Source organism: Streptomyces sp. NPDC051211, from assembly GCF_040689505.1.
Lineage (GTDB): Bacteria > Actinomycetota > Actinomycetes > Streptomycetales > Streptomycetaceae > Streptomyces.
This window is the reverse complement of record NZ_JBFBAV010000002.1, coordinates 136819-161091: the sequence shown is the minus strand read 5'-3', so window position 1 is coordinate 161091 and position 24273 is coordinate 136819. Positions and strand designations below refer to the sequence as shown.

The 24273-nt window shown below is 71.2% G+C and carries 20 protein-coding genes, 1 tRNA gene and 2 pseudogenes; 18 read left to right on the top strand and 5 right to left on the bottom strand.

Annotation, left to right across the window (positions count from 1 at the left end):
- Positions 1-30: 30 nt before the first annotated feature.
- Both ligD and AB0447_RS03710 read left to right on the top strand, forming a co-directional pair.
- Entirely contained in the window at positions 31-930 is a 900-nt protein-coding gene (ligD, locus tag AB0447_RS03715) for a non-homologous end-joining DNA ligase (protein ID WP_366474804.1), read from the top strand.
- Positions 927-1835: an ATP-dependent DNA ligase gene (locus AB0447_RS03710; protein WP_366474803.1), complete on the top strand. Its 909-nt coding sequence runs from the start codon at positions 927-929 to the stop codon at positions 1833-1835. The genes ligD and AB0447_RS03710 overlap by 4 nt, the downstream gene beginning before the upstream one ends.
- Positions 1836-1966: 131 nt before the next feature.
- Here AB0447_RS03710 and AB0447_RS03705 read toward each other — a convergent pair whose 3' ends face one another.
- Positions 1967-2350 (bottom strand): DUF6479 family protein, encoded by a 384-nt coding sequence (locus AB0447_RS03705; protein ID WP_366474802.1) that lies wholly within the window; start codon positions 2348-2350, stop codon positions 1967-1969.
- A 144-nt stretch (positions 2351-2494) separates the two neighbouring features.
- On the opposite strand from AB0447_RS03705, the gene AB0447_RS03700 reads away from it, so the two are divergent.
- A complete protein-coding gene (locus AB0447_RS03700; protein WP_366474801.1) occupies positions 2495-2821 on the top strand; it encodes a plasmid stabilization protein in 327 nt (108 codons plus the stop codon).
- Positions 2822-3001: 180 nt separating this feature from the next.
- On the opposite strand, the gene AB0447_RS03695 is transcribed toward AB0447_RS03700, so the two are convergent.
- Positions 3002-3985: an XdhC family protein gene (locus tag AB0447_RS03695; protein ID WP_366474800.1), complete on the bottom strand. Its 984-nt coding sequence runs from the start codon at positions 3983-3985 to the stop codon at positions 3002-3004.
- Between the two features lie 316 nt (positions 3986-4301).
- Between AB0447_RS03695 and AB0447_RS03690 the strand changes: the two genes are divergently transcribed.
- The 3 genes from AB0447_RS03690 to AB0447_RS03680 are packed head-to-tail and all read left to right on the top strand — an operon-like array spanning position 4302 to position 8855.
- Positions 4302-4622, top strand: coding sequence for a hypothetical protein (locus AB0447_RS03690; RefSeq protein WP_366474799.1), 321 nt, complete (start codon positions 4302-4304; stop codon positions 4620-4622).
- A gap of 4 nt (positions 4623-4626) precedes the next feature.
- On the top strand, positions 4627-7443 hold the full coding sequence (locus AB0447_RS03685; RefSeq protein WP_366474798.1) for a substrate-binding domain-containing protein: 2817 nt from the start codon (positions 4627-4629) through the stop codon (positions 7441-7443).
- Positions 7440-8855 carry an extracellular solute-binding protein gene (locus AB0447_RS03680; RefSeq protein WP_366474797.1) on the top strand — a complete coding sequence of 472 codons (1416 nt, stop codon included), beginning with the start codon at positions 7440-7442 and terminating at the stop codon, positions 8853-8855. The genes AB0447_RS03685 and AB0447_RS03680 overlap by 4 nt, the downstream gene beginning before the upstream one ends.
- A 113-nt stretch (positions 8856-8968) precedes the next feature.
- Here the strand turns inward: AB0447_RS03680 and AB0447_RS03675 are convergent, their stop codons facing one another.
- Both AB0447_RS03675 and AB0447_RS03670 read right to left on the bottom strand, forming a co-directional pair.
- The gene (locus AB0447_RS03675) at positions 8969-9178 is read right to left on the bottom strand and encodes an e9imm peptide (protein WP_366474796.1); all 210 of its coding nucleotides are present in this window, start codon (positions 9176-9178) and stop codon (positions 8969-8971) included.
- Positions 9175-9447 (bottom strand): annotated as a pseudogene (locus AB0447_RS03670) (NUDIX hydrolase); the annotation flags it as partial. The pseudogene AB0447_RS03670 and the gene AB0447_RS03675, both read right to left, overlap by 4 nt.
- On the opposite strand from AB0447_RS03670, the pseudogene AB0447_RS03665 reads away from it, so the two are divergent.
- Positions 9448-9756 (top strand): annotated as a pseudogene (locus AB0447_RS03665) (site-specific integrase); the annotation flags it as partial.
- 225 nt (positions 9757-9981) lie between these two features.
- On the opposite strand, the gene AB0447_RS03660 reads toward AB0447_RS03665, so the two are convergent.
- Positions 9982-10053 (bottom strand) — tRNA-Arg (locus tag AB0447_RS03660).
- Positions 10054-10163: 110 nt separating this feature from the next.
- On the opposite strand from AB0447_RS03660, the gene AB0447_RS03655 reads away from it, so the two are divergent.
- From AB0447_RS03655 to prfA, 11 genes are all read left to right on the top strand, one after another.
- Positions 10164-10616 carry a response regulator gene (locus AB0447_RS03655; RefSeq protein ID WP_366475086.1) on the top strand — a complete coding sequence of 151 codons (453 nt, stop codon included), beginning with the start codon at positions 10164-10166 and terminating at the stop codon, positions 10614-10616.
- Positions 10617-10734: 118 nt separating this feature from the next.
- Entirely contained in the window at positions 10735-11766 is a 1032-nt protein-coding gene (gene nrtL, locus AB0447_RS03650; protein WP_366474795.1) for an ArgS-related anticodon-binding protein NrtL, read from the top strand.
- Between the two features lie 56 nt (positions 11767-11822).
- Positions 11823-13214, top strand: a complete 1392-nt coding sequence (gene lysA, locus AB0447_RS03645) for a diaminopimelate decarboxylase (protein WP_366474794.1) — start codon at positions 11823-11825, stop codon at positions 13212-13214.
- A 148-nt stretch (positions 13215-13362) separates the two neighbouring features.
- Complete coding sequence (locus AB0447_RS03640) at positions 13363-14667, top strand: homoserine dehydrogenase (protein ID WP_366474793.1); 1305 nt, start codon at positions 13363-13365, stop codon at positions 14665-14667.
- Between the two features lie 6 nt (positions 14668-14673).
- Complete coding sequence (gene thrC / locus AB0447_RS03635) at positions 14674-15744, top strand: threonine synthase (protein WP_366474792.1); 1071 nt, start codon at positions 14674-14676, stop codon at positions 15742-15744.
- 330 nt (positions 15745-16074) lie between these two features.
- Positions 16075-17001, top strand: coding sequence for a homoserine kinase (thrB, locus tag AB0447_RS03630; RefSeq protein WP_366474791.1), 927 nt, complete (start codon positions 16075-16077; stop codon positions 16999-17001).
- 436 nt (positions 17002-17437) lie between these two features.
- The gene (gene rho / locus AB0447_RS03625) at positions 17438-19516 is read left to right on the top strand and encodes a transcription termination factor Rho (RefSeq protein WP_366474790.1); all 2079 of its coding nucleotides are present in this window, start codon (positions 17438-17440) and stop codon (positions 19514-19516) included.
- A gap of 110 nt (positions 19517-19626) precedes the next feature.
- Positions 19627-21366, top strand: a complete 1740-nt coding sequence (locus AB0447_RS03620) for a trypsin-like serine protease (RefSeq protein WP_366474789.1) — start codon at positions 19627-19629, stop codon at positions 21364-21366.
- A gap of 181 nt (positions 21367-21547) precedes the next feature.
- A complete protein-coding gene (locus tag AB0447_RS03615; protein ID WP_366474788.1) occupies positions 21548-22651 on the top strand; it encodes an LCP family protein in 1104 nt (367 codons plus the stop codon).
- Between the two features lie 150 nt (positions 22652-22801).
- Complete coding sequence (gene rpmE, locus AB0447_RS03610) at positions 22802-23020, top strand: 50S ribosomal protein L31 (RefSeq protein ID WP_046909139.1); 219 nt, start codon at positions 22802-22804, stop codon at positions 23018-23020.
- Between the two features lie 127 nt (positions 23021-23147).
- A complete protein-coding gene (gene prfA, locus AB0447_RS03605; protein ID WP_366474787.1) occupies positions 23148-24227 on the top strand; it encodes a peptide chain release factor 1 in 1080 nt (359 codons plus the stop codon).
- The last annotated feature ends 46 nt before the right edge of the window (positions 24228-24273 follow it).

Sequence of the window (24273 nt, the reverse complement as noted above, 5' to 3'; positions counted from 1 at the left end):
GTTCCTCCTCTTTCGTGGCAGTCTCATCGTATGACGCCGATCACATCGGTGGAGGGGCGTCGCCTCGCGCTCAGCAATCTCGACAAGGTCCTCTATCCGGAGACCGGCTTCACCAAGGGCGAGGTGCTCCACTACTACGCCACGGTCGCGGGCTCCCTGCTCGCCCACATCCACAACCGGCCGGTGTCCTTCCTGCGCTATCCCGACGGGCCGGAAGGGCAGCTCTTCTTCACGAAGAATCCGCCGCCCGGCACACCCACCTGGGTGAAGACCGTCCGCGTGCCCCGCTCCGAGGACCAGAACGCCGAACAGGTGCTCGTATCCGACCTCCCCAGCCTCGTCTGGGCCGCCAACCTGGTCGTCGAGTTCCACATCCACCAATGGCCCGCCGACAACCCCGGCATCGCCGACCGGCTCGTCCTCGACCTCGACCCCGGCCCGCCCGCCACCGTCGTCGAGTGCTGTGCCGCGGCGCTCTGGCTGCGCGACCGGCTCGCCGCCGACGGCCTGCACGTGTACCCGAAGACCTCCGGCTCCAAGGGCCTCCACCTGGCCGCCGCCCTCGAACCCACCCCCTCCGCACGGGTTTCGGCGTACGCGAAACAGCTCGCCCAGGAGGCCGAGCGAGAACTGCCCGACCTGGTCGTCCACCGCATGGCCAAAGTCCTGCGCCCCGGCAAGGTCTTCGTGGACCACAGCCAGAACGCCGCCGCGAAGACCACCGCCGCCCCCTACACCCTGCGCGCCCGGTCCCGCCCGACCGTGTCGGCGCCGGTGTCCTGGGCGGAGGTCGAGGCCTGCGTCCACCCCGAGGACCTGGTCTTCCTCGCCGACGACATCCCGCCGCGGCTGGCCCGGGACGGCGACCTGTTCGGCCCCCTGATCGACCCCGACCACGCCGCCCCGCTCCCCGGGAGGGACGCGCGATGATCCGCGTCGCGCTGGCCGCCGTCGTACGGACCCTCCCCCGCGGGCCCGGCCTGGCGTACGAACCGAAGTTCGACGGCCACCGCCTGGTCATCAGCCGCACCCCGACCGAGGTACTGCTCCAGGCCCGCTCCGGCCGGATCGTCACCGCCGCCTTCCCCGACCTGGCGGGCGCGGCGCGCCAACTGCCGCCCGACACCGTGCTCGACGGGGAAGTGGTGGTCTGGCATGCGGGCCGTACGGACTTCGCGCTCGTGCAGCGCCGGGCCGCCGCCACCCCGAGCCGGGCCGCGCTCCTCGCGCAGAGCCTGCCGGCCTCGTACGCGGCCTTCGACGTGCTCACCCTGGCCGGGCTGGACCTCCGCGGCCGCCCGTACGAACGCCGCCGCGCCCTCCTCGTCGACCTGCTGCTGCCGCTGGGCCCGCCCCTGCAGCCGGTCCCCATGACCACCGATCCGGAACTGGCCGCCACCTGGTACGAGACCCTGCCCGCCAGCGGGATCGAAGGGCTCGTCATCAAGCGCCTGGACCAGCCGTACCCGGCGGGGCGGCGGGCCTGGCAGAAGCTCCGGCACACCGACACCCGGGACGCGGCGGTGATCGGCTACACCGGCCCGGCGCGGCGGCCGGCGGCCCTGGTGCTGGTCCTGCCGGGGGAGCAGGACGAGGCCCCGGTCGTCTCCAGCCCGCTCTCCCCGGCCCTGCGGGCGGAGACGGCGGCCGTCCTGGCCGCCCGCGGGGGCGAGGCCGCCGCGACGGGGGGTGGCACGGTCACCGCGATCGGGCTGGGCGAGGTCCCGTTCCGGCTGCTGGACCCGCCCCTGTCGGCAGAGGTCCGCCACGCGAGCACCCGCCACCCGCCCCCGGAGGTCCTCCGCCTGCGCCTGGACCGGGACCCGGCACCCTGACCGGCCGGCTATACGAGCCCGTGCCGACCGTGACCCGGCACCCTGACCCGGCGGGCTACACGAGCCCGTGCACACACGGGACCGGCCCGGCGCGCCCCGATGCGCTCCGGGCCGGTCCACTCGGCCGGCCGCTAGGCCTGCCGCACGGTCCCGCCCGTCCCGGGCGGCGGCCGCTTGCCCGTGTCCTCCGGCTTGCGGATGTGCTCGCCCGTGTACCCGGATTCCCGCTGCTCCCGCACTTCCTCCGGGTGAGTCGACGTGGTGGAACCGAAGTTCCCGTATCCCTGCATCTCATGTGGCCTGAGGCCACCGTTGGGGATTTCCACGGGGTCCCGTTCCTCGCGGACCTCGTGGACCGCCCCGCCCTCGGGCAGGTGCGGCTGACTCTCGGCGGTGGGTGGCTCGGGTTCCTCGTCGCGGACCTTTCTGCCCAGCCAGAACATGCCGATCAGGAATCCGGCCACGGCGATTCCGACGACCAGGAACCATGCGATGTCGGTCAGGATCGTGTCCATGGGCCGCGTGTACCCGGCTTAATCCCCCCTATGCCTCCAAAACCGGATGAATCCCGCTCCCTGCCCCGGGTAGGCGCCGAGCATCCCGCCGGACCACCGGCAAGGACTCGGAGAGCACTCGAAAGCACCCGGAAGGAGCGGCTCATGCCCCGCGGATCGTCCCCCAAGCGCGAACGCCAGTACGAACACATCAAGGAGGGCCTCAAGGAACGCGGCGAGTCCGAGAAGAAGGCCGAGGAGATCGCGGCCCGCACCGTCAACAAGGAACGCGCCCGTGCCGGCGAGTCCAAGACCGCCAGCAAGCAGTCCCTGGAGGACATCTCCTCCGGCCGGCGCGGCGGCCTGCGCTCCCACCAGGGCGCCCAAGGCCCGACGTACGACCAGCTCTACGCCGAAGCCCAGCGCCGCAACATCCACGGCCGCTCGGACATGAACAAGGCCCAGCTGAAGCGCGCCCTCGGTGAGAGCTGACCGGGACGGGCGCGGCTAGAGCGGCTGCCCACGGGCCCACGGGCCGCCGCCACCGGCCTCCGGGCTACGCGCTACCGCCGGCCATGGGCCACGGGACCCGGGCTACGGCCACCGGCCACCGGCCACGGGCCCGGGCCACCGACCACGGGGGCTACTGCAGGCCACGGCCACGGCCACGGGTTACGGGTTGATCGGCCCCTCGGTGTCCCGCAGGGCCCCGCTCTCGTGCCCGCCCAGCACCCCCAGGATCTCCGCGCAGATCGCCATCGCCGTCTCCGCGGGCGTACGGGCGCCCAGGTCCAGCCCGATCGGGCCGTGCACCCTGGCCAGCTGCGCCTCGCTCACCCCGGCCGCGAGCAGCCCCTCCCGCCGCCGTGCCGTGGTCTTCCGCGAGCCCAGCGCACCGACGTACGGGACCCCCTCGGCGAGCGCGACCCGCAGCGTCGGCACATCGAACTCCGGCTCGTGGGTCAGCACGACCAGGCAGGCCGCATCCCGGTGCGCGGCCAGCACCTTCTCGGCCTCGCCGGCGCTCCCCACCGTCACTGCCTCCCACTCCAGCAGCCGCGCCTGCCGGGTGATGACCTCCGCCATCTCGCCGCCCCCGCAGATCACCACGTGCGGGGCCGCGGGGCACGCCTCGATCAGCACCAGCCCGGACTGCCCGTACAGGGCGTCCCGCCCGGCCCGGTGCGTACCCAACAGCTCCGAGGCACGCCGCTCGGCATCCGTGGCGGGCGCGTCGACCGCCCGTACGACTGCACTCTCGGCCCGGTCCGCACCCTCGTTCAGCCGGGTCACCAGCGCCACCCCGGCGCCCTGACCGAGCAGCTCCCACCACTCGGCCGGCACCGACGCCAGCGGCTGGAGCAGCACCTCCGCGTGCCCGCCGCAGGTCAGCCGCGCCTCGGTGGCCTCGGCCGCGCCGACGGACACCTCGCACACCCGGGCGGTCACCCCGTCCGGCACGGCAGCGGCCTCGGCGGCCAGCTCGGCATCGAAGACCCCCCGGTACAGGTTTCCGACGCACTCCCCGCGCGGATCGACCAGCAGTGCCCCGGCGGGCTCCCGCGGCCCGAACCCCTGCTCGGTGACCGGCCGCGCCAGGAACGCCGCCCGCCCCTCCGAGAGCCACTGCCGTGCCGTCTCCGCCAGCTCACGCATCTGTGCCGCCCCATCCCGTACGCCGTCCGGTGCCGCAAAGCGCCAGGTCAGCGGCGCAAGCGGCCTCTCCCTCGAATTCTAGGCACCGCGCTTCCGCTCCCAACAAGGCTCAGAACACCCCGTAACCGGGTGTCCGGCGTCGTGCGATTCGCCGGAGCGCACCGAATGGGTCGGGCGCGGTGTGCCGTTTCCGCGAAAGAGGGCGAACAGTGCGTGACCGATACCTCCCCGTCCTTCAACTCGCGTGACATCATGAGGAGTTATGGCCGAGGGGGACGGTATCGAGGGGGACGGTGTGGCGAATACGGCTATCCGCGTGCGCCTCACGCACGGCGCCGGCGAGAGCGACATCGGTGCGCTGAAGGCGTGGCTCGAACGGGAACAGAAGCTCGCGGACCTCAGAAACAGCGGCAGACTCGCGATCGAGGAACGCACGGGCACGGAGGAGTCCGGACACCCCATGGGGGCCGGGCTGGACATCGTGCTCGTGCTGATCGGAGTCGTCGGCCCCACCCTCTTCGACGAGGTGTACAGGCAGGTGAAGAGCGGGGTGCAGGCCTGGCGGGAGAACCGCCGCGCCGTCGAGCGCGGCGAACCCCCCGAGGTCGAGGTCACACCGGACGGTGACGAAAGGTAGTCCGGTGGCGCGCTTCGACCCGCGCGGCAAGGTGAACCGGGCGCTGCTCGTCGGAGTGCCCGCATACGAGTACAAGCAGCCCGACCACCCGGTCGGAGTGCCCGGCGACCTCAAGGCGGTCGAACACAACCTCACCGCCCTGGAACACGCACTGCGCAAGGGGGCGGTGTTCCGCGAGGACGAGATCACGGTCTGCCGCCCGGACACCGTGGACGAGTTCGACCGCCGGCTGGACGAGGCCGTCGACGCCGCCGAGGGCCTGCTCTTCCTCTACTTCTCCGGGCACGGTGCCGTGCCCAGCACCGGTGACACGCTCTGGCTCCTGATGCGCGCCGCGACGATCGTGCCGGGCGCCGAGTCGGTGTTCCGCGGTGCCGCGCCCTGGAAGACCATCCTCACCGTGCTGGCCCGCACCGGGGCCGAACAGGTGGTCGTCGTACTCGACTGCTGCTACGCCGGCAATGCCGCGGCGGCCTGGGACGCACTGGACACCCGCCAGCGCCGGCGGACATCCCTCCTCATGAGCGTGCAGGCCAACAACCGGATCGACGCGGGCGACGACGACACCCCGACGCCGTTCACCGGACAGCTGGTGCGCTTCCTGACCGAGGGGGTCGGCGGGCCCGACGGCGAGGTCGGCTTCAACGACCTGGCGGAGCACCTCAGGTCCCACATGCTCGAGCACCACACGACCCTGCGCGACCCACCGGAACGCTGGGAGCCCCAACACCGCCCGGCGGCCTCGGGCGCGGACGTACTGCTGGCCGCGGGACCGGCTGGGCCGGCGGGCGAGGCGGGGGACGCCGGCGAGGCGGGGGAGGAGGACCGGGACGGGCCTCCGGGACGGGGAGAGGGGCAGGGGCAGGGGCAGGCCCAAGCCCAGAGGCAGGGGCAGGGGCAGGGGCAGGGGCACGGGACCGGGATCGGGAACGAGATCGGGAACGGGCTGCGCACCGGACAGCAGCCGGGACGGAGGATCGGGCGACGGTCCGGGAGAGGCCCCGGGGGAGGGCCCGGGCGGCGACCAGGGGAGCGACCAGGGAAGCGACCCGGGATAAGGATCGGGCCGCGCCCGGCCGGCAAGACGATCACGCTCGCCGCCGGCGCGCTCGCGGCCCTGGTCGGCCTGATCGCCACCGGCTTCGCCCTCATCGGCGGCGCGCCCCAGGTCTGCAAGCCGGCGCTCGAACTCCGCCTGCTCACCGACCCCGAGATCGAGTCCACCGTACGCAAGGCGGCGGAGGCGTACCTGGTGTCGGACGCGAACAAGGAGGGCGGCGGCTGCCGCCGCAGCGGCATCACCGTCTACAGTGCCGGCGCCGCCGACGCCGTCGCCGCCCTCCACGACCAGTCCGACCCCTGGCAGCGGCCCACCGGCGACGACACCAACCCGCAACGGGACATCGGACCCCAGCCGGACATCTGGATCCCGGCGACCTCCGCCAGCGTCGCCCGCGCCCAGGCCAAGGGGAACCAGCGCAGGTACGTGGAGCTGAAGCCCGACCCCACCCCCTTCGCCTACTCGCCGATGGTGCTCGCCGTACCGCAGCTCCTGGCGACGGAGGAGACCGACGGCCGCGTCGGCCCCCTTGCTGAGCTGACGGCGGACCTGCGGACACGCGAGCAGAAGGCCGAAGTCCGGCGTACGGACCCGGAACATAGCGATTCCGGCCTGCTGGCCACGGTCGGCCTCTACACCTCCGCCGGCGCCTCGAACCCGGCGGAGGCCGAGCGCCGCGTCGCGCAATCCGGCCCCCCTTCCCTCACCGGCTCGGCCCTGCTCTGCGAACTGCCGGACGACAAAGAGGTGGACAACCGCACCGCCGCCCTGGTGCCCGAGTTCCTGCTGAAGACCGGCGTGGGCTGCGACAGCACCACGCGGGCCCGCCGGATGGCCGCGTACCCCGAGGACGTACCGGGCCTCGACCCGACGTACGTACGCGTCCGCTGGCAGGACGCCGGCCTGGACGCCGAGAACCGGGACGCGGCAGCCGAGAGCTTCCACAGCTGGCTGACGAAGCGGCCCGCCGAGGACAAGGAGAACAAGGCAGGAACGGGCGGACCGGGACTGGCCGAATTCGGAAAGGACGGCTTCCGGAGCCCCGAGGAGCACCAACCCCTCGACTCCGGCCTCACCTTCAGCCAGTTCGGCGCGCTCGACAACCCCGGCCGCCTCGCAGACTCCGTCCGCCCCGAAGCGATGACCACGGCCCTGCAGAGCTACCGGGACGCGGGCGGGCCCGGCCGTGTGCTGTTCCTGCTGGACAGCTCCGGATCGATGGGCGACCTGTGGGAGGGGCCCGGCGGCGGGCCCGGCATCATCCAGCAGTCGTTGGGCGGGCTCGGCGACCAGGACCAGTACGGGGTCTGGGCCGTGGCGACGGAACCCGGCCAGCGCGCGTACTACCGCGAGCTGCTGGCCTTCGGCCGACACGGGCGGCCGGAAGCCGAGGGCGCCCTCCGCCAGGCCAAGGTCAAGGACATGGAGGCGGACCCGTACCAGGCCCTCGTCGCGGCGCTGCAGGAGATGACGCAGCGCGGCACCGACGACGAGCGCCCCCAGCTGATCGTCTTCATCACGGACGACGAGGACATCGGCCGCCTGACCGAGGGCGGACGGCTGAACGGTCTGCTGGCCTCGGCGCGGGAGAAGAAGATCCCGGTGGTCATGGCCTCCCTCGACAGCGGCGGCTGCGACCTGAACAAACCGGACCTGCTCATCTCCCAGGCGAGCGGCGGCCGATGCCTGGACACCAAGAGCGATCTCGTCGCGGGACTGCGGGACGAGGTCGCCAGAACCGGAACGGGGGCCGGCGGATGAACCGCGGCAAAACGTTGACCGCACTCCTGGCCTTCCTCCTCGTCCTCTCCGCCGGGGCGTGCACGGACGGCGGGTCCGACGGCACAGGGGCGACCGGGGCCTCGCAGCCGCCCGACACCCCGGGCGAGATCGTGGTGGCCAGCGGCCGCGACGTGACCGGCAAGGGCGGTATCCGCCAGCAGCTGATCGAGGAGTGGAACCGGGAGCAGCAGGACAAGAACACGCCCTTCCGGGCCCGTCTGGTCGAGCTGCCGGGCTCGGCGGACCAGCAGCGCAGCCAGCTGCTCGGCGCGCTCCAGTCCGGCAGTGCGGAGTACGACGTGGTCAACCTCGACGTGACCTGGGTGCCGGAGTTCGCGGAGGCAGCCCTCATCAGGCCACTGCCCGACGTCCTCGTCGACGGGGACGTCATCGGCTCCGTGGCGGCGACGGCCCGCTGGGACGGCAAGGTGTACGCCGTTCCGTTCAACAGCGACGTCGGCCTGCTCTACTACCGGCGCGACTACCTCAAGCAGGCCAGCGTGACCAACCCCGAACTTTCCAAAGACACCCCCACCCCCTGGCGGGAGGTCCACAAACTGATCGACACCCTGGACGGTGCCCGCCAGAAACTCCCCGCCGCCTACCAGAAGGGCTGGACCACCCAGCTCGCCCCGTACGAGGGGCTCACGGTCAACGGCATCGAGGCCTTCGCCTCCGCCACCGAAACCCTCGCCCTCACCGACGCCGAAGGCCGCTACACCGGCAAGGCGAAGGACCTGGAGTCAGGCCTGGCCGAACTGCGCTCCCGTACCCAGGCCCCGTACACCCTGGGGTCCGCCGCCACGTCCGACGAGGCGGACTCCCTGGCCGACTTCGCCAACGGCCGCACGGCCTTCCTCCGCCACTGGCCGTACGCCTACCGCACCCTCCACCAATCCCTGTCCGCCGACCAGCTCGGGGTGGCCCCGCTACCGGGAAGGGCGGTACTGGGCGGCCAGAACCTGGCCGTGACGAAGACCTCGAAGCGCGGTGCCGCCGCCGAGCAGCTGATCAAGTACCTCACGGGCCGGGAGAGCGAACGCTGCCTGCTCGACGCGGGCTTCGCAGCCACCAGGACGTCCGCGTACGACACCGACGGCGTGACCTGCAGCCTGAAGAAACCCCGCGGCGTCCCCGCCTCCCCGCCCCCCTCGGCCGAAAGCACGGACCGCATGCCCCGCGACAGCGCCCACCGCCCCGCCTACGCCCGCGACACCCTCCTGACCGCCCTCAAATCCGCGGTCCAACGCCCCCGCACCCCCCTCTACGGCGCCTTCACCCAAACCTTCACCACGGAACTCACCAAACTCTCCACCCCCACACCCCCCTCAACCACGGACCTGGCCGCCACCCTCCACAAGAACCTCACCCGCGCGCTCCCCCACCCCTGACGCCCAGGGGAGGCGGAGACAGGAGCGCAGGTCCCGGCGACGGGCCGCGCTCGCCGCGCTCTGCGCGGCGGGTGCCTTGATGAAGTAGGGAAACTCTTACCGCGTCGACCGGCTCAGAGCGCGAACGGCTTGTAAGTCATGGCTCGGTCTACGACCTTCTCGGCGCTCAGTTCGGGGTCGAAGTCCCAGTAGATGTAGTCGGTGATGTGGGGACAGCTCAGTCCCAGCGTCGGTGCGGCAAGGGCCGTGCCGGCTTCGGCCTCATCGGTGATGCTGCCGTCCATGAGTTGTTGGACCAGGCGTACGGCTTCGTCGCGCGTCATGCTGTGAGCAGCTGCCGACCGTTGTGGCTGGGGAGTTGGGGCCCGCCGTCGTCCTGGGCGTCCAGGAGACGGATCGCGAAGACCTCGGACATCTGCTCGAATGCCTCCTTCGGGGTGAGCCACGAGACCGCGATCGATTCCTCCGAGGCGCGTTCGTTCCTGCCGGATGGCTTACAGCGGAAGACCAGGCGAACGATGCCTCGTGCCGTGTTCTTGTGTATCCCGGTGAGTTCGACCCCGTTGACGTGGAGGCCTGTCTCTTCCCCAAGGAAGGCCGGCTGTTCATCAGCGAGGGCCGGGGGAGCGGCTCCTGCTCCCCGTACTACCGGGCCTGGCAGGAGGCCCGGGCGCTGGCCCTGCCGCCGGCGGTCGCCGCCTCTCCGCTGGCCCGCCGGCCTTACGACCTCAGGCACTCGGCGCTCTCCACGTGGCTCAATGCCGGTGTTGACCCCACCGAGGTCCCCGAGCGTGCTGGCAACAGCGTGGAAGTCCTGCTGAGTCGGTACGCAGAGTGCCTGGGCGGGCGGCAGGAGGTGGCCAACCGTCGGATTGAGGATCTGTTGCGCGAGTACGAGTGAGAGCCCGTGCCCGTGAGTGGCGTGTGACCGCGAGGACCCTGGACCAGTCCGGGCCCTTCGTGTTTTCCGTGAGCTGACCTGGGCTGATGGGCCAAGATCCTGTCGACGAATAGTCCACAGCCGCTGACATACGGCTGCGCGCGGCGGCAGTTGGCTGCGCATACGCGAAGACCCCACTCTCAGCGTTACCGCTGATGGCGGGGTCTTTGGGCACTTCCTGCGAAGTGCCCCCGGCAGGATTCGAACCTGCGCACACGGCTCCGGAGGCCGTTGCTCTATCCCCTGAGCTACGGGGGCGTGTCGTTCGCGTTGCTTGCGGCGACGGGTAGAACACTACCAGCTCTGGTGGGGTGATCAGGAACGGGTTTGTGGACGGGGAGGACCTCGGTCGCTCGGAGGGGGTGGAAGTGGGGAAAACCCGGACGCGGGGGCCGGGGGCGACCTACTCTCGAGTTGTGCCAGGCGCCTCGGGCCGGGTGCTTGTTGTCGACGACAACAAGGTCATCCGGCAGCTGATCAAGGTCAATCTCGAGCTGGAGGGCTTCGAGGTCGTGACCGCGGCTGATGGTGCCGAGTGTCTGGATGTGGTGCATCAGGTGCGGCCCGATGTGGTCACGCTTGATGTGGTCATGCCGCGGCTGGACGGGTTCGGTACCGCCTCGCAGTTGCGGGCCGATCCGCGGACCCGGGATCTGCCCGTCGCCATCGTGAGTGCCTGCACCCAGTACGAGGTCGAGGCCGGGGTTGCCGCCGGGGTGGATGCGTTCGTGGCGAAGCCCTTCGAGCCGGCCGAGCTGGTGCGGATCGTGCGGCGGCTCGTCGAGCGGAAGCGGGTCGCTGCCGGGCCCCGGCCTGGTTGACCCCCCTCTGTCCTCACGGGCCCTTGAGCGCTGCGCCCCAGGGTGCCCCTTTTGTCTTTGGTGTTCACATGGCGAAACCCTTCGCGGGTGGAGGCGGTCTCTCGCCTACGCTGGTCCCGTGAACCCCGCTCATCTCCCCCGGACCGTCGCACGCGCCCTGCGCTGCGCCGTCGAGGAGGGGGAGCTGGGTGTGAGCGTTCCCGGGCGGGTGGTCGTCGAGCGGAGCCGGCCCGGTGGGGTGGGGGAGTACGCCACACCCGTCGCCTTCGGTGTGGCCAAGGCCGCCGGAATGAAGCCCGCCGAGGTCGCGCAGGTGCTGGCCCGGCGGCTGGCGGTCGAGCCCGGGGTGCGTTCCGTGGAGGTGACCGGCGGGGGGTTCTTGAACTTCGTACTCGAGCCCCGGCCTGTTGCGGAGCTGGTGCGCGAGGTGCAGGCACTGGGCCCTCGGTACGGGTGGTCCGTGGATGCCGCGGGTGAAGCTGCACCTGGAGTGGAGTCCCTCCAGTCCCCCCACCAGTCTCCCCAGTCCCCCCACCAGGCCCCCCAGGCCCCCCAGCAATGGGGAGGGGGCCGGGAGGGCGTTGTTCGCGAGGCTGTAAGGCGGATCCTGTTCAGTCAGGGGTGCGACCAGGAGCCTGGGGAGATCAAGGTTGCGGGGCTCGCGCGGCGCGATCATGACCTCGTACGGCGCCTGGGCGCGGAAGCCGCGCGCTGGGGGATGCTCGCCGGCCCGGCCAGGCAGGCCCCCGTACTTGACGGATCGCTCGCCCGGCTGGACGAGAGCAACCCCTTCTTCCGGGTGCAGTACGGGTACGCCCGCAGCCGGGCCCTGGTGCGCAATGCCGGGCAGCTCGGGTTCCGGGCCGAGCCGGGACCGCTGGAGGGCGACGCGGAGGCGTTGGTGCGGGTGCTCGCCGAGTATCCGCTCGTGCTCGAAGCCGCCGCACACCACCGGGAGGCCGATCGGCTCGCCCGGCACCTCGTGCTGATCGCCGACGCGCTCCTCGACTTCCAGTACTGCGTGCTGACCACCGGGGACGAGAAACCCCTGGCCGCCCACCGTGCCCGGCTGGCCCTTGCCGAAGCCGCCGGGACGGTGCTGGCCGGCGGCCTGGCCCTGCTCGGCATCGAAGCATCGGACCGGATCTAGTGGATCTGTGCCGTTAGTAGTCGTTGTGAGTCGTTGTGAGTCGTTGAGAGAGAGACATGAGTCGTTCTGCGCACCCCGCCGGGCCCCGGCACGCCGACGTCCTGCCCGAGGGGCACTACTCCCCGCCGCCCGCCGACCTGAACGCGCTCGACGAGAAGGTCTGGGCCCGCACCGTCCGGCGTGGTGAGGACGGTGTGGTCCGGGTCGGCGGGATCGAAGTGACCCGGCTGGCCGAGGAGTTCGGTACCCCCGCGTACTTCCTGGACGAAGAGGACTTCCGGCAGCGGTGCCGGGCCTGGGCGCACGCCTTCGGCAAGGACGCCGACGTGTTCTACGCGGGGAAGGCGTTCCTCTCCAAGGCCGTCGTGCGGTGGCTGAAGGAGGAGGGGCTCAACCTCGACGTGTGTTCCGGCGGGGAGCTGGCCACCGCGCTCGCGGCGGAGATGCCCGCCGAGCGGATCGCCTTCCACGGGAACAACAAGTCCGTCGCCGAGATCCGGCGGGCCATCGAGGCGGGGGTCGGGCGGATCGTTCTGGACTCCTTCCAGGAGATCGCCCGGGTCGCCCACGTCGCGCGCGAGCTCGGCGTCCGGCAGCCGGTGCAGATCCGGGTGACGGTCGGTGTCGAAGCCCACACGCACGAGTTCATCGCCACCGCCCACGAGGACCAGAAGTTCGGCATCGCCGTGGCGGACGGGTCTGCGGCCGAGGCGGTACGGCGCGCGCTCGGGCACGACAGCCTTGAGCTGCTCGGCGTCCACTCGCACATCGGCTCGCAGATCTTCGACATGGCCGGCTTCGAGGTGTCGGCGAAGCGGGTCGTGCGGCTGCTCGCCGCCGTACGCGACGAGCACGGCGTGGAGCTCCCCGAGATCGACCTCGGCGGCGGCCTCGGCATCGCGTACACCTCCGAGGACGACCCGCGCGAGCCGCACGAGATCGCCAAGGCCCTCAACGAGATCGTGGCCCGCGAATGCGAGGCCGCCGGCTTGCGCGCCCCGCGGATCTCCGTCGAGCCGGGCCGGGCCATCGTCGGCCCGACCGCGTTCACCCTCTACGAGGTGGGGACGATCAAGCCGCTCGAGGGGCTCCGGACGTACGTGAGCGTGGACGGGGGCATGTCCGACAACATCCGGACCGCCCTCTACGACGCCGAGTACAGCGTGTCCCTGGTGTCCCGGACCTCCGAGGCCGAGCCGATGCTGGCCCGGGTGGTCGGCAAGCACTGCGAGAGCGGGGACATCGTCGTCAAGGACGCGTTCCTGCCCGCCGACCTGGCCCCCGGCGACCTGATCGCCGTACCCGCCACCGGCGCGTACTGCCGCTCCATGGCCAGCAACTACAACCACGTGCTCCGGCCGCCCGTGGTCGCCGTGCGCGACGGCGCGGCGCGGGTGATCGTCCGCCGCGAGACGGAGGAGGATCTCCTGCGGCTCGACCTCGGATGATGCCTCGGATGATGAAATAGACATCTCACTCAATGGACCGAGGATGGAATCCGCTGTCCATTGAGTGAGACTGGTTCACACAGCCGGCTCGCAAGACCGCGGGCCGGGGCTGATCGAAGTGATCAAAAGATCGAAAGGCGTAGGTCTCATGATGCGTACGCGTCCGCTGAAGGTGGCGCTGCTGGGCTGTGGAGTGGTCGGCTCAGAGGTGGCGCGCATCATGACGACGCACGCCGATGATCTGGCGCAGCGGGTCGGCGCGCCCGTCGAGCTCGCGGGCGTGGCCGTACGCCGGCCCTCCAAGGTGCGCGAGGGCATCGACCCGGCGCTGATCACCACCGATGCGACCGCCCTGGTCAAACGCGGGGACATCGACGTCTTCATCGAGGTCATCGGCGGCATCGAGCCCGCCCGTACGCTGATCACCACCGCCTTCGAGAACGGCGCCTCGGTCGTTTCGGCGAACAAGGCCCTGCTCGCCCAGGACGGGGCCGCGCTGCACGCCGCCGCCGAGAAGGCCGGCCTGGACCTCTACTACGAGGCCGCCGTCGCCGGCGCCATCCCGCTGATCCGGCCGCTGCGCGAGTCCCTCGCCGGCGACAAGATCAACCGGGTGATGGGCATCGTCAACGGCACGACGAACTTCATCCTCGACAAGATGGACTCGACCGGGGCCGGCTACCAGGAGGCCCTGGACGAGGCCACCGCCCTCGGTTACGCCGAGGCCGACCCGACCGCCGACGTCGAGGGCTACGACGCCGCCGCCAAGGCCGCGATCCTGGCCGGCATCGCCTTCCACACCCGGGTCCGCCTCGACGACGTCCACCGCGAGGGCATGACCGAGGTCAGCGCCGCCGACTTCGCCTCCGCCAAGCGGATGGGCTGCACCATCAAGCTCCTGGCGATCTGCGAGCGCGCCGCGGACGGCGAGTCCGTCACCGCGCGCGTCCACCCCGCCATGATCCCGCTCAGCCACCCGCTCGCCTCCGTCCGCGAGGCGTACAACGCGGTCTTCGTCGAGGCGGAGGCCGCCGGGCGGCTCATGTTCTACGGTCCGGGAGCGGGCGGCGCGCCGACCGCCTCCGCCGTACTGGGCGACCTGGTCGCCGTCTGCCGGAACAAGCTCGCCGAGGCAACGGGGCCGGGCGAGTCGGCGTACACCCAGCTGCCGGTCAGCCCCATGGGCGAGGTCGTCACCCGGTACCACATCAGCCTCGATGTGGCGGACAAACCGGGTGTCCTCGCCCAGGTCGCGACCGTGTTCGCGGAGCACGGGGTGTCCATCGACACCGTCCGGCAGCAAGGGCGACAGGACGGTACCGGTGAAGGTGCCTCCCTCGTCGTCGTCACCCACCGTGCGCCCGACGCCGCCCTCTCCGGGACCGTCGAGGCGCTGCGGAAGCTCGACACCGTGCGCGGTGTCGCCAGCATCATGCGTGTTGAAGGGGAGTAAGGACCCATGAGCAGCAATCGCACCCACCAGTGGCGCGGCATCATCGAGGAGTACCGGGACCGGCTGCCGGTGACCGAGACGACTCCCGTGGTCACGCTCCGCGAGGGCGGCACGCCGCTCGTCCCCGCGCAGGTGCTCTCCGAGCGCACCGGTTGTGAGGTCCACCTGAAGGTGGAGGGGGCCAACCCCACCGGTTCCTTCAAGGACCGCGGCATGACCATGGCGATCACCCGGGCCAAGGAGGAGGGCGCCAAGGCGGTCATCTGCGCCTCCACCGGCAACACCTCGGCCTCCGCCGCCGCCTACGCGGTGCGCGCCGGGATGGTCTGCGCCGTACTGGTCCCGCAGGGCAAGATCGCGCTGGGCAAGATGGGTCAGGCCCTGGTCCACGGCGCCAAGATCCTCCAGGTGGACGGCAACTTCGACGACTGCCTGACGCTGGCCCGCCGGCTGTCCGACAACTACCCGGTCGCGCTGGTCAATTCGGTCAACCCGGTGCGCATCGAGGGCCAGAAGACGGCCGCGTTCGAGATCGTGGACGCGCTCGGCGACGCCCCCGACATCCATGTGCTGCCCGTCGGCAACGCCGGCAACATCACCGCGTATTGGAGGGGCTTCAAGGAGTACAAGGCCGACGGCCTGGCCACCCGTACGCCCCGCGTGTGGGGTTTCCAGGCCTCCGGTTCCGCGCCCATCGTGCGCGGCGAGGTCGTCAAGGAGCCGCACACCATCGCCACCGCCATCCGGATCGGCAACCCGGCCTCCTGGGAGTACGCGCTCGCGGCCCGGGACGAGTCGGGCGGGTTCATCGACGAGGTGACGGACCGCCAGATCCTGGCCGCCTACCGCCTGTTGGCCTCCCAGGAGGGCGTCTTCGTGGAGCCCGCCTCGGCCGCTTCGGTGGCCGGCCTGCTCAAGGCCGCCGAGCTGGGTCTGGTGGACCCGGGCCAGAAGATCGTATGCACCGTCACCGGCAACGGCCTGAAGGACCCCGACTGGGCGATCGCCGGCGCACCGCAGCCGGTCACCGTTCCGGTGGACGCCGAGGCCGCTGCCGCCCGCCTCGGTCTGGTCTGACGTACGACCGAACGCCGGATTCCGGAAGCCCCACGGGGCATCCGGAATCCGGCAAAGCGGGGCTTAGAACCACATAAGCCCGGCCTGGGGCCCCGCCCCTCCGCGACACGCATCGTGCGCCTCTTGTGCGCCCTATGTCGCGACAGAACCTTCCTTCGATACGCTGTACTTACATCCGCCACCGCGCATATGACGCGGTGCTGCCCCGAGGGCCTTCGGGTGTCGTACGTTCTCCAGTACATTCACAGCGGAAGATCCTCAGCAGATCCCCAGAAGATCCAGCAGATCCCCAGCGCGATCTCGCACAGTCACAAGGAGTGTCATCGAGCGATGGCCGGTCCCGCCTTCCGCGCCGCCGCCGTACGGGTGCGCGTCCCCGCCAGCAGTGCCAACCTCGGCCCCGGCTTCGATGCCCTGGGCCTGGCCCTGGGGCTCTACGACGACGTCGTCGTCCGGGTGGCCGACTCCGGCCTGAACATCGACATCGCGGGCGAGGGCGCCGAGACGCTGCCCCGCGACGAGAGCCACCTGCTCGTACGCTCCATGCGGACCGCCTTCGACCTGCTCGGCGGACAGCCGCGCGGCCTGGAGGTCGTCTGCGCCAACCGCATCCCGCACGGTCGCGGCCTCGGCTCCTCCTCGGCCGCCATCTGCGCCGGCATCGTCGCCGCCCGCGCCGTCACCATAGGCGGCGAGGCCAGGCTCGACGACACGGCCCTGCTGGAACTGGCCACCGAGATCGAGGGCCACCCCGACAACGTCGCCGCCTGTCTCCTCGGCGGCTTCACCCTCGCCTGGATGGACGGCGGCAGCGCCAAGGCCATCAGGATGGACCCCGCCGATTCCATCGTTCCGGTGGTCTTCGTGCCCTCGAAGCCGGTCCTGACCGAGACCGCGCGCGGCCTGCTGCCGCGCACCGTCCCGCACGTGGACGCGGCCGCCAACGCGGGCCGTGCGGCCCTGCTCGTGGAAGCCCTGACCAGGCGCCCCGAGCTGCTGCTGCCCGCCACCGAGGACAGGCTCCACCAGGACTACCGCTCTCCCGCCATGCCCGAGAGCGTGGCACTGGTGAACCGGCTGCGGGCGGACGGAGTGCCCGCGGTCATCTCCGGCGCGGGCCCCACGGTCCTCGCGCTGGTCGACAACGGCGCGGCCGACAAGGTCGCGCAGCTCGCGGGCGAGGGGTGGGCGGCCAACCGGCTCGCACTCGACGCCGCGGGCGCAAGCGTGCTTCCGCTGGGCAACCAGGGCGGCTGAACAGCAGCCGCCGGGGGTGGGGTGGTCGGGCAGGCCACCCCGCCGGTCCGTGCGGAAGGGCGCGATTGCCGGTGAGTGAGAGGGGGAATGTCTGTTGGATCCGGTAGTGTTAGTCTCAAGTGCGCATCCGAAGCCGCCAGGGCTCGGTGCTCAGCGTCCCCATCAGGGACCACCTTTCTTCCGGGAGCCTCCCCAACTGCTTTGATCACTGCCAAGCAGTTTCGAGCACGCTCCGGAATCGGCGTGACACATTCCCACGCTTCGCAGCTGGGGGGCTTCTCGCCGGAACCCATGCACGTATCTCTCCGCCGTATCGGGACGTATCGATAGCGGCGGACCACCGCCCCGACACGGTCCGCACCAAGGACCGCGGTCGGACAGCACAACCGGTCGCCGAGCCAGACAGGCCGACGTCCGCTCCAGGGAAGGACCCTTCGTGAGCGACACCACCGATCTGATGGGCGCTGCCGACACCTCTGTCGACACCAGTGCCCCCGCTGCGGGCACCGCTGCGCCCAAGCGACGCCGCTCCGGCACCGGCCTTGAGGGCATGGTCCTCGCCGAGCTGCAGCAGGTCGCGTCCGGCCTCGGGATCAGGGGCACCGCGCGCATGCGCAAGAGCCAGCTGATCGAGGTCATCAAGGAGGCGCAGGCAGGAGGCGGCGCCCCGAAGGCCGCGGACTCCGCCGTCGCCGAGACCAAGCCGAAGCGCCGCGCCACCAGCAAGGCCCGCACCGGCGAGGCCGCCGAGGCCCCGGCCGCGGCCCCCGCCGAGAAGAAGGCGGCCGCACCGGCGCAGATCGACATCCCCGGCCAGCCGGCCAGCGAGGACGCCCCGGCCGGCGAGCGCCGCCGCCGTCGCGCCACCGCCCCCTCCGGCAGCCCGGAGACCGCGACTGCGGCAGCCACCACCACGGTGGTGGCCGAGCCGAAGACCGAGGCGCCCGCCGCGCAGCCCGAGGCCAAGGCGGACACCGCCACCGCGCCCGCCACCGGCCAGGAGGCCGGCGAGGGCCGCGGCCGCCGGGACCGCCGCGACCGCCAGGACCGTGGCGACCGCGCCGAGCGTGCCGACCGCGGGGACCGCCAGGAGCGCGGTCAGCGCGACCGCCGTGACCGCGGCCAGGGCGGCGAGCAGGCCGGCCAGGGCGGCGGCCAGCAGGACCGCGGCGACCGCCAGCGCCAGCAGCAGGGTGGCGGCCGCGGCCAGGGCCAGGGCCAGGGCCAGCAGCCCCAGGGCCGCCAGGACCACGGCCCGCAGGACGACTTCGACGACGAGGGCGGCCGCCGTGGCCGTCGCGGCCGCTACCGCGACCGCCGTGGCCGTCGTGGCCGCGACGAGTTCGCCCCGAACGAGCCGCAGGTCGCCGACGACGATGTGCTGATCCCCGTCGCGGGCATCCTCGACATCCTCGACAACTACGCGTTCATCCGGACCTCGGGCTACCTGCCCGGCCCCAACGACGTGTACGTCTCCCTCGCCCAGGTCCGCAAGAACGGCCTGCGCAAGGGCGACCACACCACCGGTGCCGTGCGCCAGCCCAAGGACGGCGAGCGCCGCGAGAAGTTCAACGCGCTGGTGCGCCTCGACTCGGTCAACGGCATGGCGCCCGAATCCGGCCGCGGCCGCCCCGAGTTCAACAAGCTCACCCCGCTCTACCCGCAGGACCGGCTCCGCCTGGAGACCGACCCGGGCGTGCTGACCACCCGCATCATCGACCTCGTGTCGCCGATCGGTAAGGGCCAGCGCGGTCTGATCGTGGCCCCGCCGAAGACCGGCAAGACCATGATCATGCAGGCGATCGCCAACGCGATCACCACCAACAACCCCGAGTGCCACCTGATGGTCGTCCTGGTCGACGAGCGTCCGGAAGAGGTCACCGACATGCAGCGGTCGGTCAAGGGCGAGGTCATCTCCTCGACCTTCGACCGCCCGGCCGAGGACCACACCACCGTCGCCGAGCTGGCCATCGAGCGCGCCAAGCGCCTCGTCGAGCTGGGTCACGACGTGGTCGTCCTGCTGGACTCCATCACCCGTCTGGGCCGCGCGTACAACCTCGCGGCGCCCGCCTCCGGCCGCATCCTGTCCGGTGGTGTCGACTCGACCGCGCTGTACCCGCCGAAGCGCTTCTTCGGTGCCGCGCGCAACATCGAGGACGGCGGCTCGCTGACCATCCTGGCCACCGCGCTCGTCGAGACCGGCTCGCGCATGGACGAGGTGATCTTCGAGGAGTTCAAGGGCACCGGCAACATGGAGCTCAAGCTCGACCGGAAGCTCGCCGACAAGCGGATCTTCCCCGCCGTCGACGTCGACCCTTCGGGTACCCGCAAGGAGGAGATCCTCCTCAACAGCGAGGAGCTCGCCATCGTCTGGAAGCTGCGCCGGGTGCTGCACGCGCTCGACTCGCAGCAGGCCATCGAGCTGCTGCTCGACAAGATGAAGCAGACGAAGTCGAACGCCGAGTTCCTGATGCAGATCGCCAAGACGACCCCGTCGTCCGGCAACAACGACTAGTACGTCACCGCGTACGGTCCAGCGCCGCCCCCACCCGTCAGGGTGGGGGCGGCGCTGTCATAGGATCACCGGACCGCTCAACTCCACGGCAGAAAAGAAGGATTACGCGCGTGCACATACGCACTCCGCGCTTCGCGGTCCCCGTCGCCGTGTCCGTCCTGGCCCTGTTCGGCACAGGGCTGACGGCCACCGGTGCACAGGCCGACCCCATACCCGTTCCCACCGAGCGCGAGCTCGGCGAACGGGTTGCGAAGTCCATGGCGGCCGACCAGCTGGAGCGGGAGGGCAAGACGCCCTCCCGGCAGCCGTCCGGGCCGCCGAAAGCCGCTCCGATGATCATCGGCGGCACCGGCGAGACCATCGCCAACGCGCCCTGGATGGCGCAGCTGCACTACCTCGACGACCGCAACACCGACGACCGCAGCGACGACGAGGCGTTCTTCTGCGGGGGCACGGTCATCGCCCCGACGAAGATCCTGACGGCCGCGCACTGCGTGTACGGGGCCACCTGGAGCCGGGACAGCGTCGTCGTCGTGGGCGCCACCCAGCTGCCGACCACCGACTCCACCGGTGTGAAGGACTGGCACGGCGGGACCCCGGTCTCGGTGCGCCGCCAGTGGCGCCACACCTCCTACGACAACGCCACCACCGACAACGACGTGGCCGTGCTGACGCTCAGCAAGCCGGTCGACGTCAAGCCGCTGCCCATCGCGCGCAGCACCGACACCGGCATGTACCAGGCCGGCCAGAACGCCGAGGTCTACGGCTGGGGCCGCTACACCACCACCAGCCAGGCCATCTCGCCGAGCCTGAAGAAGGCCACCCTGCCGCTGGTGTCCGACGACACCTGCGCGGGCTTCTGGGGCAGCAACCTGGTCCGCGGCCACATGGTGTGCGCCGGGCAGCCGGCCTCGGGCTCGGACGCCGGCACCACCACTGCCTGCAACGGCGACTCGGGCGGCCCGCTGGTCCGCAACGGCCGCCTGATCGGCGTGGTCTCCTGGGGCGTCGAGGGCTGCGTCTACCAGGGCGCGTACGGCGTGTACGCCAAGGCCAGCACGTACGCGGGCTCCATCCGGGCGCGCATGCACGACACCGACTGGAACAAGGACGGCAAGGCCGACCTGCTGGCCCGCCGGGCCTCCGACGGCAAGCTGTTCCCGTTCCACTCCAACACCAGCAGCCTGTCCTGGCAGGCCTCGGTGCCGGGCGACTACCGCTCCACCAACCTGCTGGTGCAGGCCGATCTGGACCGCGACGGCGTCCAGGACATCGTCCGGCGGACCGCTGCCGGCGAGCTGTACCGGACCCACTACGTGTCCGGCCAGGGCTGGCAGCACACCCTGCTCACCACCGGCTGGAAGACCCGCCGCACCTTCGTCGCCCCCGGCGACGTCACCGGCGACGACCTGCCCGACCTGGTCTCCGTCCGGGACACCGGTGCGCTGGTCATCCACCCCGGCAACGGCCGCGGCGGCTTCGGCGCCGAGATCGAAGCCGGGCCGGGCTGGCAGACGTACCTGAACGTGTTCGGCCACGGGGACTTCAACGGCGACGGCAAGGCGGACCTGCTGGCCCGTACCGCTGCCGGCGCGGTCTACCTCTACAAGGGCACCGGCACGGCGGGGCTGAACACCTTCGCGCCGCGCGTCCAGGTGGCCACGCTCGGCAAGACGTACAGCCGGTTCGCCGCGGTCGGCGACGTGAACAACGACGGCAAGGCCGACCTGCTGGCCCGTGAGGGCGACGCCCTGTGGCTGTTCCCCGGAACCGGCAGCAACACGGGTGCGACCTTCGCCACACGCAAGGCCTTCGGCACCGCCTGGGGACAGTTCGACCTCTTCGGCTGAAACCGCAGGTAAACCGCCGTACCGCAATGAGTGACACCCCCTGTGCCCACCGTGCCCGCCACGGTGGGCACAGTGCTGTCACAGCCTGTCGTGGAACCCTCGGCCCCCGCCCCCCGTCTGTCCAGAGGCAGGCGGGGGAGGCGAGGCGGGCCGTTCGGCCGCGGACAGGACTGAGGAGAGCATGGGCGAGGACAGCAGGGGCGGTGGCCACCGGGCCGCGGCCGGGCGGGGCAGGCGCAGGGCTCCCAAGCGCCGCAAGGCGCTCACGATCACCGCGTGGAGCGCGGCCGGCGTGCTGGTCCTCGGCGGGGCGGGACTCGGGTACTTCTACGTCAAGTTCAACGGGAACCTCAAGAGCGTCGACATCGACGCGGCCCTGGGCAAGGACCGCCCGGCGGACGTGGACAACGGCTCCATGGACATCCTGGTCCTCGGCTCGGACTCGCGCGACGGCGCCAACGCCGAGTACGGCCAGGAGGACGGCGGCTCCGCCCGCTCCGACACCGCGATGATCGTCCACCTCTACGAGGGCCACCAGAAGGCGAGCGTCATATCGATCCCGCGCGACACCCTGGTCACCCGGCCCTCCTGCAAGAGCACGTCCGGGAAGACCGACCCCGGCGGCGCCCGCCGGATGTTCAACGAGTCCTACACGGTCGGCGGGGCGGCCTGCGCGGTCAAGACCGTCGAGCAGATGTCGGGCATCCGCATGGACCACTACCTGGAAGTCGACTTCACCGGCTTCAAGAAGATCATCGACAACCTGGGCGGGGTCGAGGTCACCACCACCAAGCCGATCAAGGACGGGGCCAGCCACCTCGACCTCCAGGCCGGCACCCACAAGCTCAACGGTGAACAGGCCCTCGGCCTGGTCCGCACCCGCAAGAGCGTGGGCGACGGCAGCGACCTGGGCCGAATACAGCTCCAGCAGGCCTTCATCAAGGCGCTGATCAAGCAGGTCAAGGGCATCGGCGTCCTCGGCAACCCCAAGAAGCTGCTCGACCTGGCCGACACCGCCACCAAGTCGATCACCACCGACTCCAAGCTCGGCGACGTGAAATCCCTCATGGGCTTCGCCTCCGGACTCCAGGGCATCGACCCCCAGGACCTGCAGATGATCACCCTGCCGGTGGCCGGGGACACCCGCGACCCCAACCGCGTGGTCCCGCTCGGGAAGGAGTCCGCCCTGGTCTGGAACGCCTTGCTCAAGGACCTGCCGATCCCCGCCGAGGCCACCGCGAACTCCGCCGGCGACAAGGGCACCGCAGGCTCCGTCGTCCGGTAGGAATAGACCGGCCCCCGGCCCTGTTGAACGGACCGTCCTCGAATTTTGTCAGGCGGGCCAGTCCTGGCAGACTGGTACGTCGGCCCCGGTTCACGCATGGAGCAATTCCGCGTCCTGCGACCCGGCGCCCTCCCGAAACTAGGAGACACCTTGAAGCGCGAGATCCACCCCGAGTACGTCGAGACCCAGGTCAGCTGCACCTGCGGCGCGTCGTTCACCACCCGTAGCACCCTGACCGAGGGCACCATCCGTGCCGAGGTCTGCTCCGAGTGCCACCCGTTCTACACGGGCAAGCAGAAGATCCTCGACACCGGTGGCCGTGTGGCCCGCTTCGAGGCCCGCTTCGGCAAGGCTGCCGCCAAGAAGTAGCGAGACCTCGGCGCCGGTCTCCGGCCGCCCCCTGTCCATGCGGGGGCGGCCGGACCGGCGCCTTTGTCGTCCCGCAGCCCAAGCCAAGCCCGTGCGGTCTTTCGCACTTTCACCCCAGGAGACCGAGATGTTCGAGGCCGTCGAGGAACTGGTCGGCGAACACGCCGACCTCGAGAAGAAGCTCGCCGACCCGTCGGTCCACGCCGATCAGGCCAACGCGCGCAAGCTCAACAAGCGCTACGCGGAGCTGACCCCGATCATCGCGACCTTCCGGGCGTGGAAGCAGTCCGCCGAGGACATCGAGACGGCCAAGGAGCTGGCCGCCGAGGACCCCGACTTCGCCGCCGAGGTGAAGGAGCTCAGCGCCCACCGCGAGGAGCTCACCGAGAAGCTGCGCCTGCTGCTGGTCCCGCGCGACCCCAGCGACGACAAGGACGTCCTCCTGGAGATCAAGGCGGGCGCCGGCGGCGACGAGTCCGCCCTGTTCGCCGGAGACCTGCTGCGCATGTACCTCCGGTACGCCGAGCGGGTCGGCTGGAAGACCGAGATCATCGACTCCACCGAGTCCGAGCTCGGCGGCTACAAGGACGTCCAGGTGTCCGTCCGCACCAAGGGCGGCCAGGGCGCCACCGAGCCCGGCCAGGGCGTCTGGGCCCGGATGAAGTACGAGGGCGGCGTGCACCGCGTGCAGCGCGTCCCCGCCACCGAGTCCCAGGGCCGCATCCACACCTCCGCCGCCGGCGTGCTCGTCACCCCGGAGGCCGAGGAGGTCGAGGTCGAGATCAACGCCAACGACCTCCGCATCGACGTGTACCGCTCCTCCGGCCCCGGCGGCCAGTCCGTCAACACCACCGACTCGGCCGTGCGCATCACGCACCTCCCCACCGGTGTGGTCGCCTCCTGCCAGAACGAGAAGAGCCAGCTCCAGAACAAGGAGCAGGCCATGCGCATCCTCCGCTCCCGTCTGCTGGCCGCCGCCCAGGAGGCCGCCGAGCAGGAGGCCGCCGACGCCCGCCGCAGCCAGGTGCGCACCGTGGACCGCTCCGAGAAGATCCGTACGTACAACTTCCCGGAAAACCGGATCTCGGACCACCGGGTCGGCTTCAAGGCGTACAACTTGGACCAGGTGCTCGACGGCGAGCTCGACGCGGTCATCCAGGCCTGCGTCGACGCCGACTCGGCCGCGAAGCTCGCCGCCGCGCAGTAACCCGTAGCGCCACACCCGCGGACACCCCCCCCGTACGACACCAGCC

Coding starts and splice junctions, on each gene's coding strand:
- ligD (WP_366474804.1), top strand. CDS start 31: ATGACGCCGATCACATCGGTGGAGGGGCGTCGCCTCGCGCTCAGCAAT.
- AB0447_RS03710 (WP_366474803.1), top strand. CDS start 927: ATGATCCGCGTCGCGCTGGCCGCCGTCGTACGGACCCTCCCCCGCGGG.
- AB0447_RS03705 (WP_366474802.1), bottom strand. CDS start 2,350: ATGGACACGATCCTGACCGACATCGCATGGTTCCTGGTCGTCGGAATC.
- AB0447_RS03700 (WP_366474801.1), top strand. CDS start 2,495: ATGCCCCGCGGATCGTCCCCCAAGCGCGAACGCCAGTACGAACACATC.
- AB0447_RS03695 (WP_366474800.1), bottom strand. CDS start 3,985: ATGCGTGAGCTGGCGGAGACGGCACGGCAGTGGCTCTCGGAGGGGCGG.
- AB0447_RS03680 (WP_366474797.1), top strand. CDS start 7,440: ATGAACCGCGGCAAAACGTTGACCGCACTCCTGGCCTTCCTCCTCGTC.
- AB0447_RS03675 (WP_366474796.1), bottom strand. CDS start 9,178: ATGACGCGCGACGAAGCCGTACGCCTGGTCCAACAACTCATGGACGGC.
- lysA (WP_366474794.1), top strand. CDS start 11,823: ATGAGTCGTTCTGCGCACCCCGCCGGGCCCCGGCACGCCGACGTCCTG.
- AB0447_RS03640 (WP_366474793.1), top strand. CDS start 13,363: ATGATGCGTACGCGTCCGCTGAAGGTGGCGCTGCTGGGCTGTGGAGTG.
- thrC (WP_366474792.1), top strand. CDS start 14,674: ATGAGCAGCAATCGCACCCACCAGTGGCGCGGCATCATCGAGGAGTAC.
- thrB (WP_366474791.1), top strand. CDS start 16,075: ATGGCCGGTCCCGCCTTCCGCGCCGCCGCCGTACGGGTGCGCGTCCCC.
- AB0447_RS03615 (WP_366474788.1), top strand. CDS start 21,548: ATGGGCGAGGACAGCAGGGGCGGTGGCCACCGGGCCGCGGCCGGGCGG.
- prfA (WP_366474787.1), top strand. CDS start 23,148: ATGTTCGAGGCCGTCGAGGAACTGGTCGGCGAACACGCCGACCTCGAG.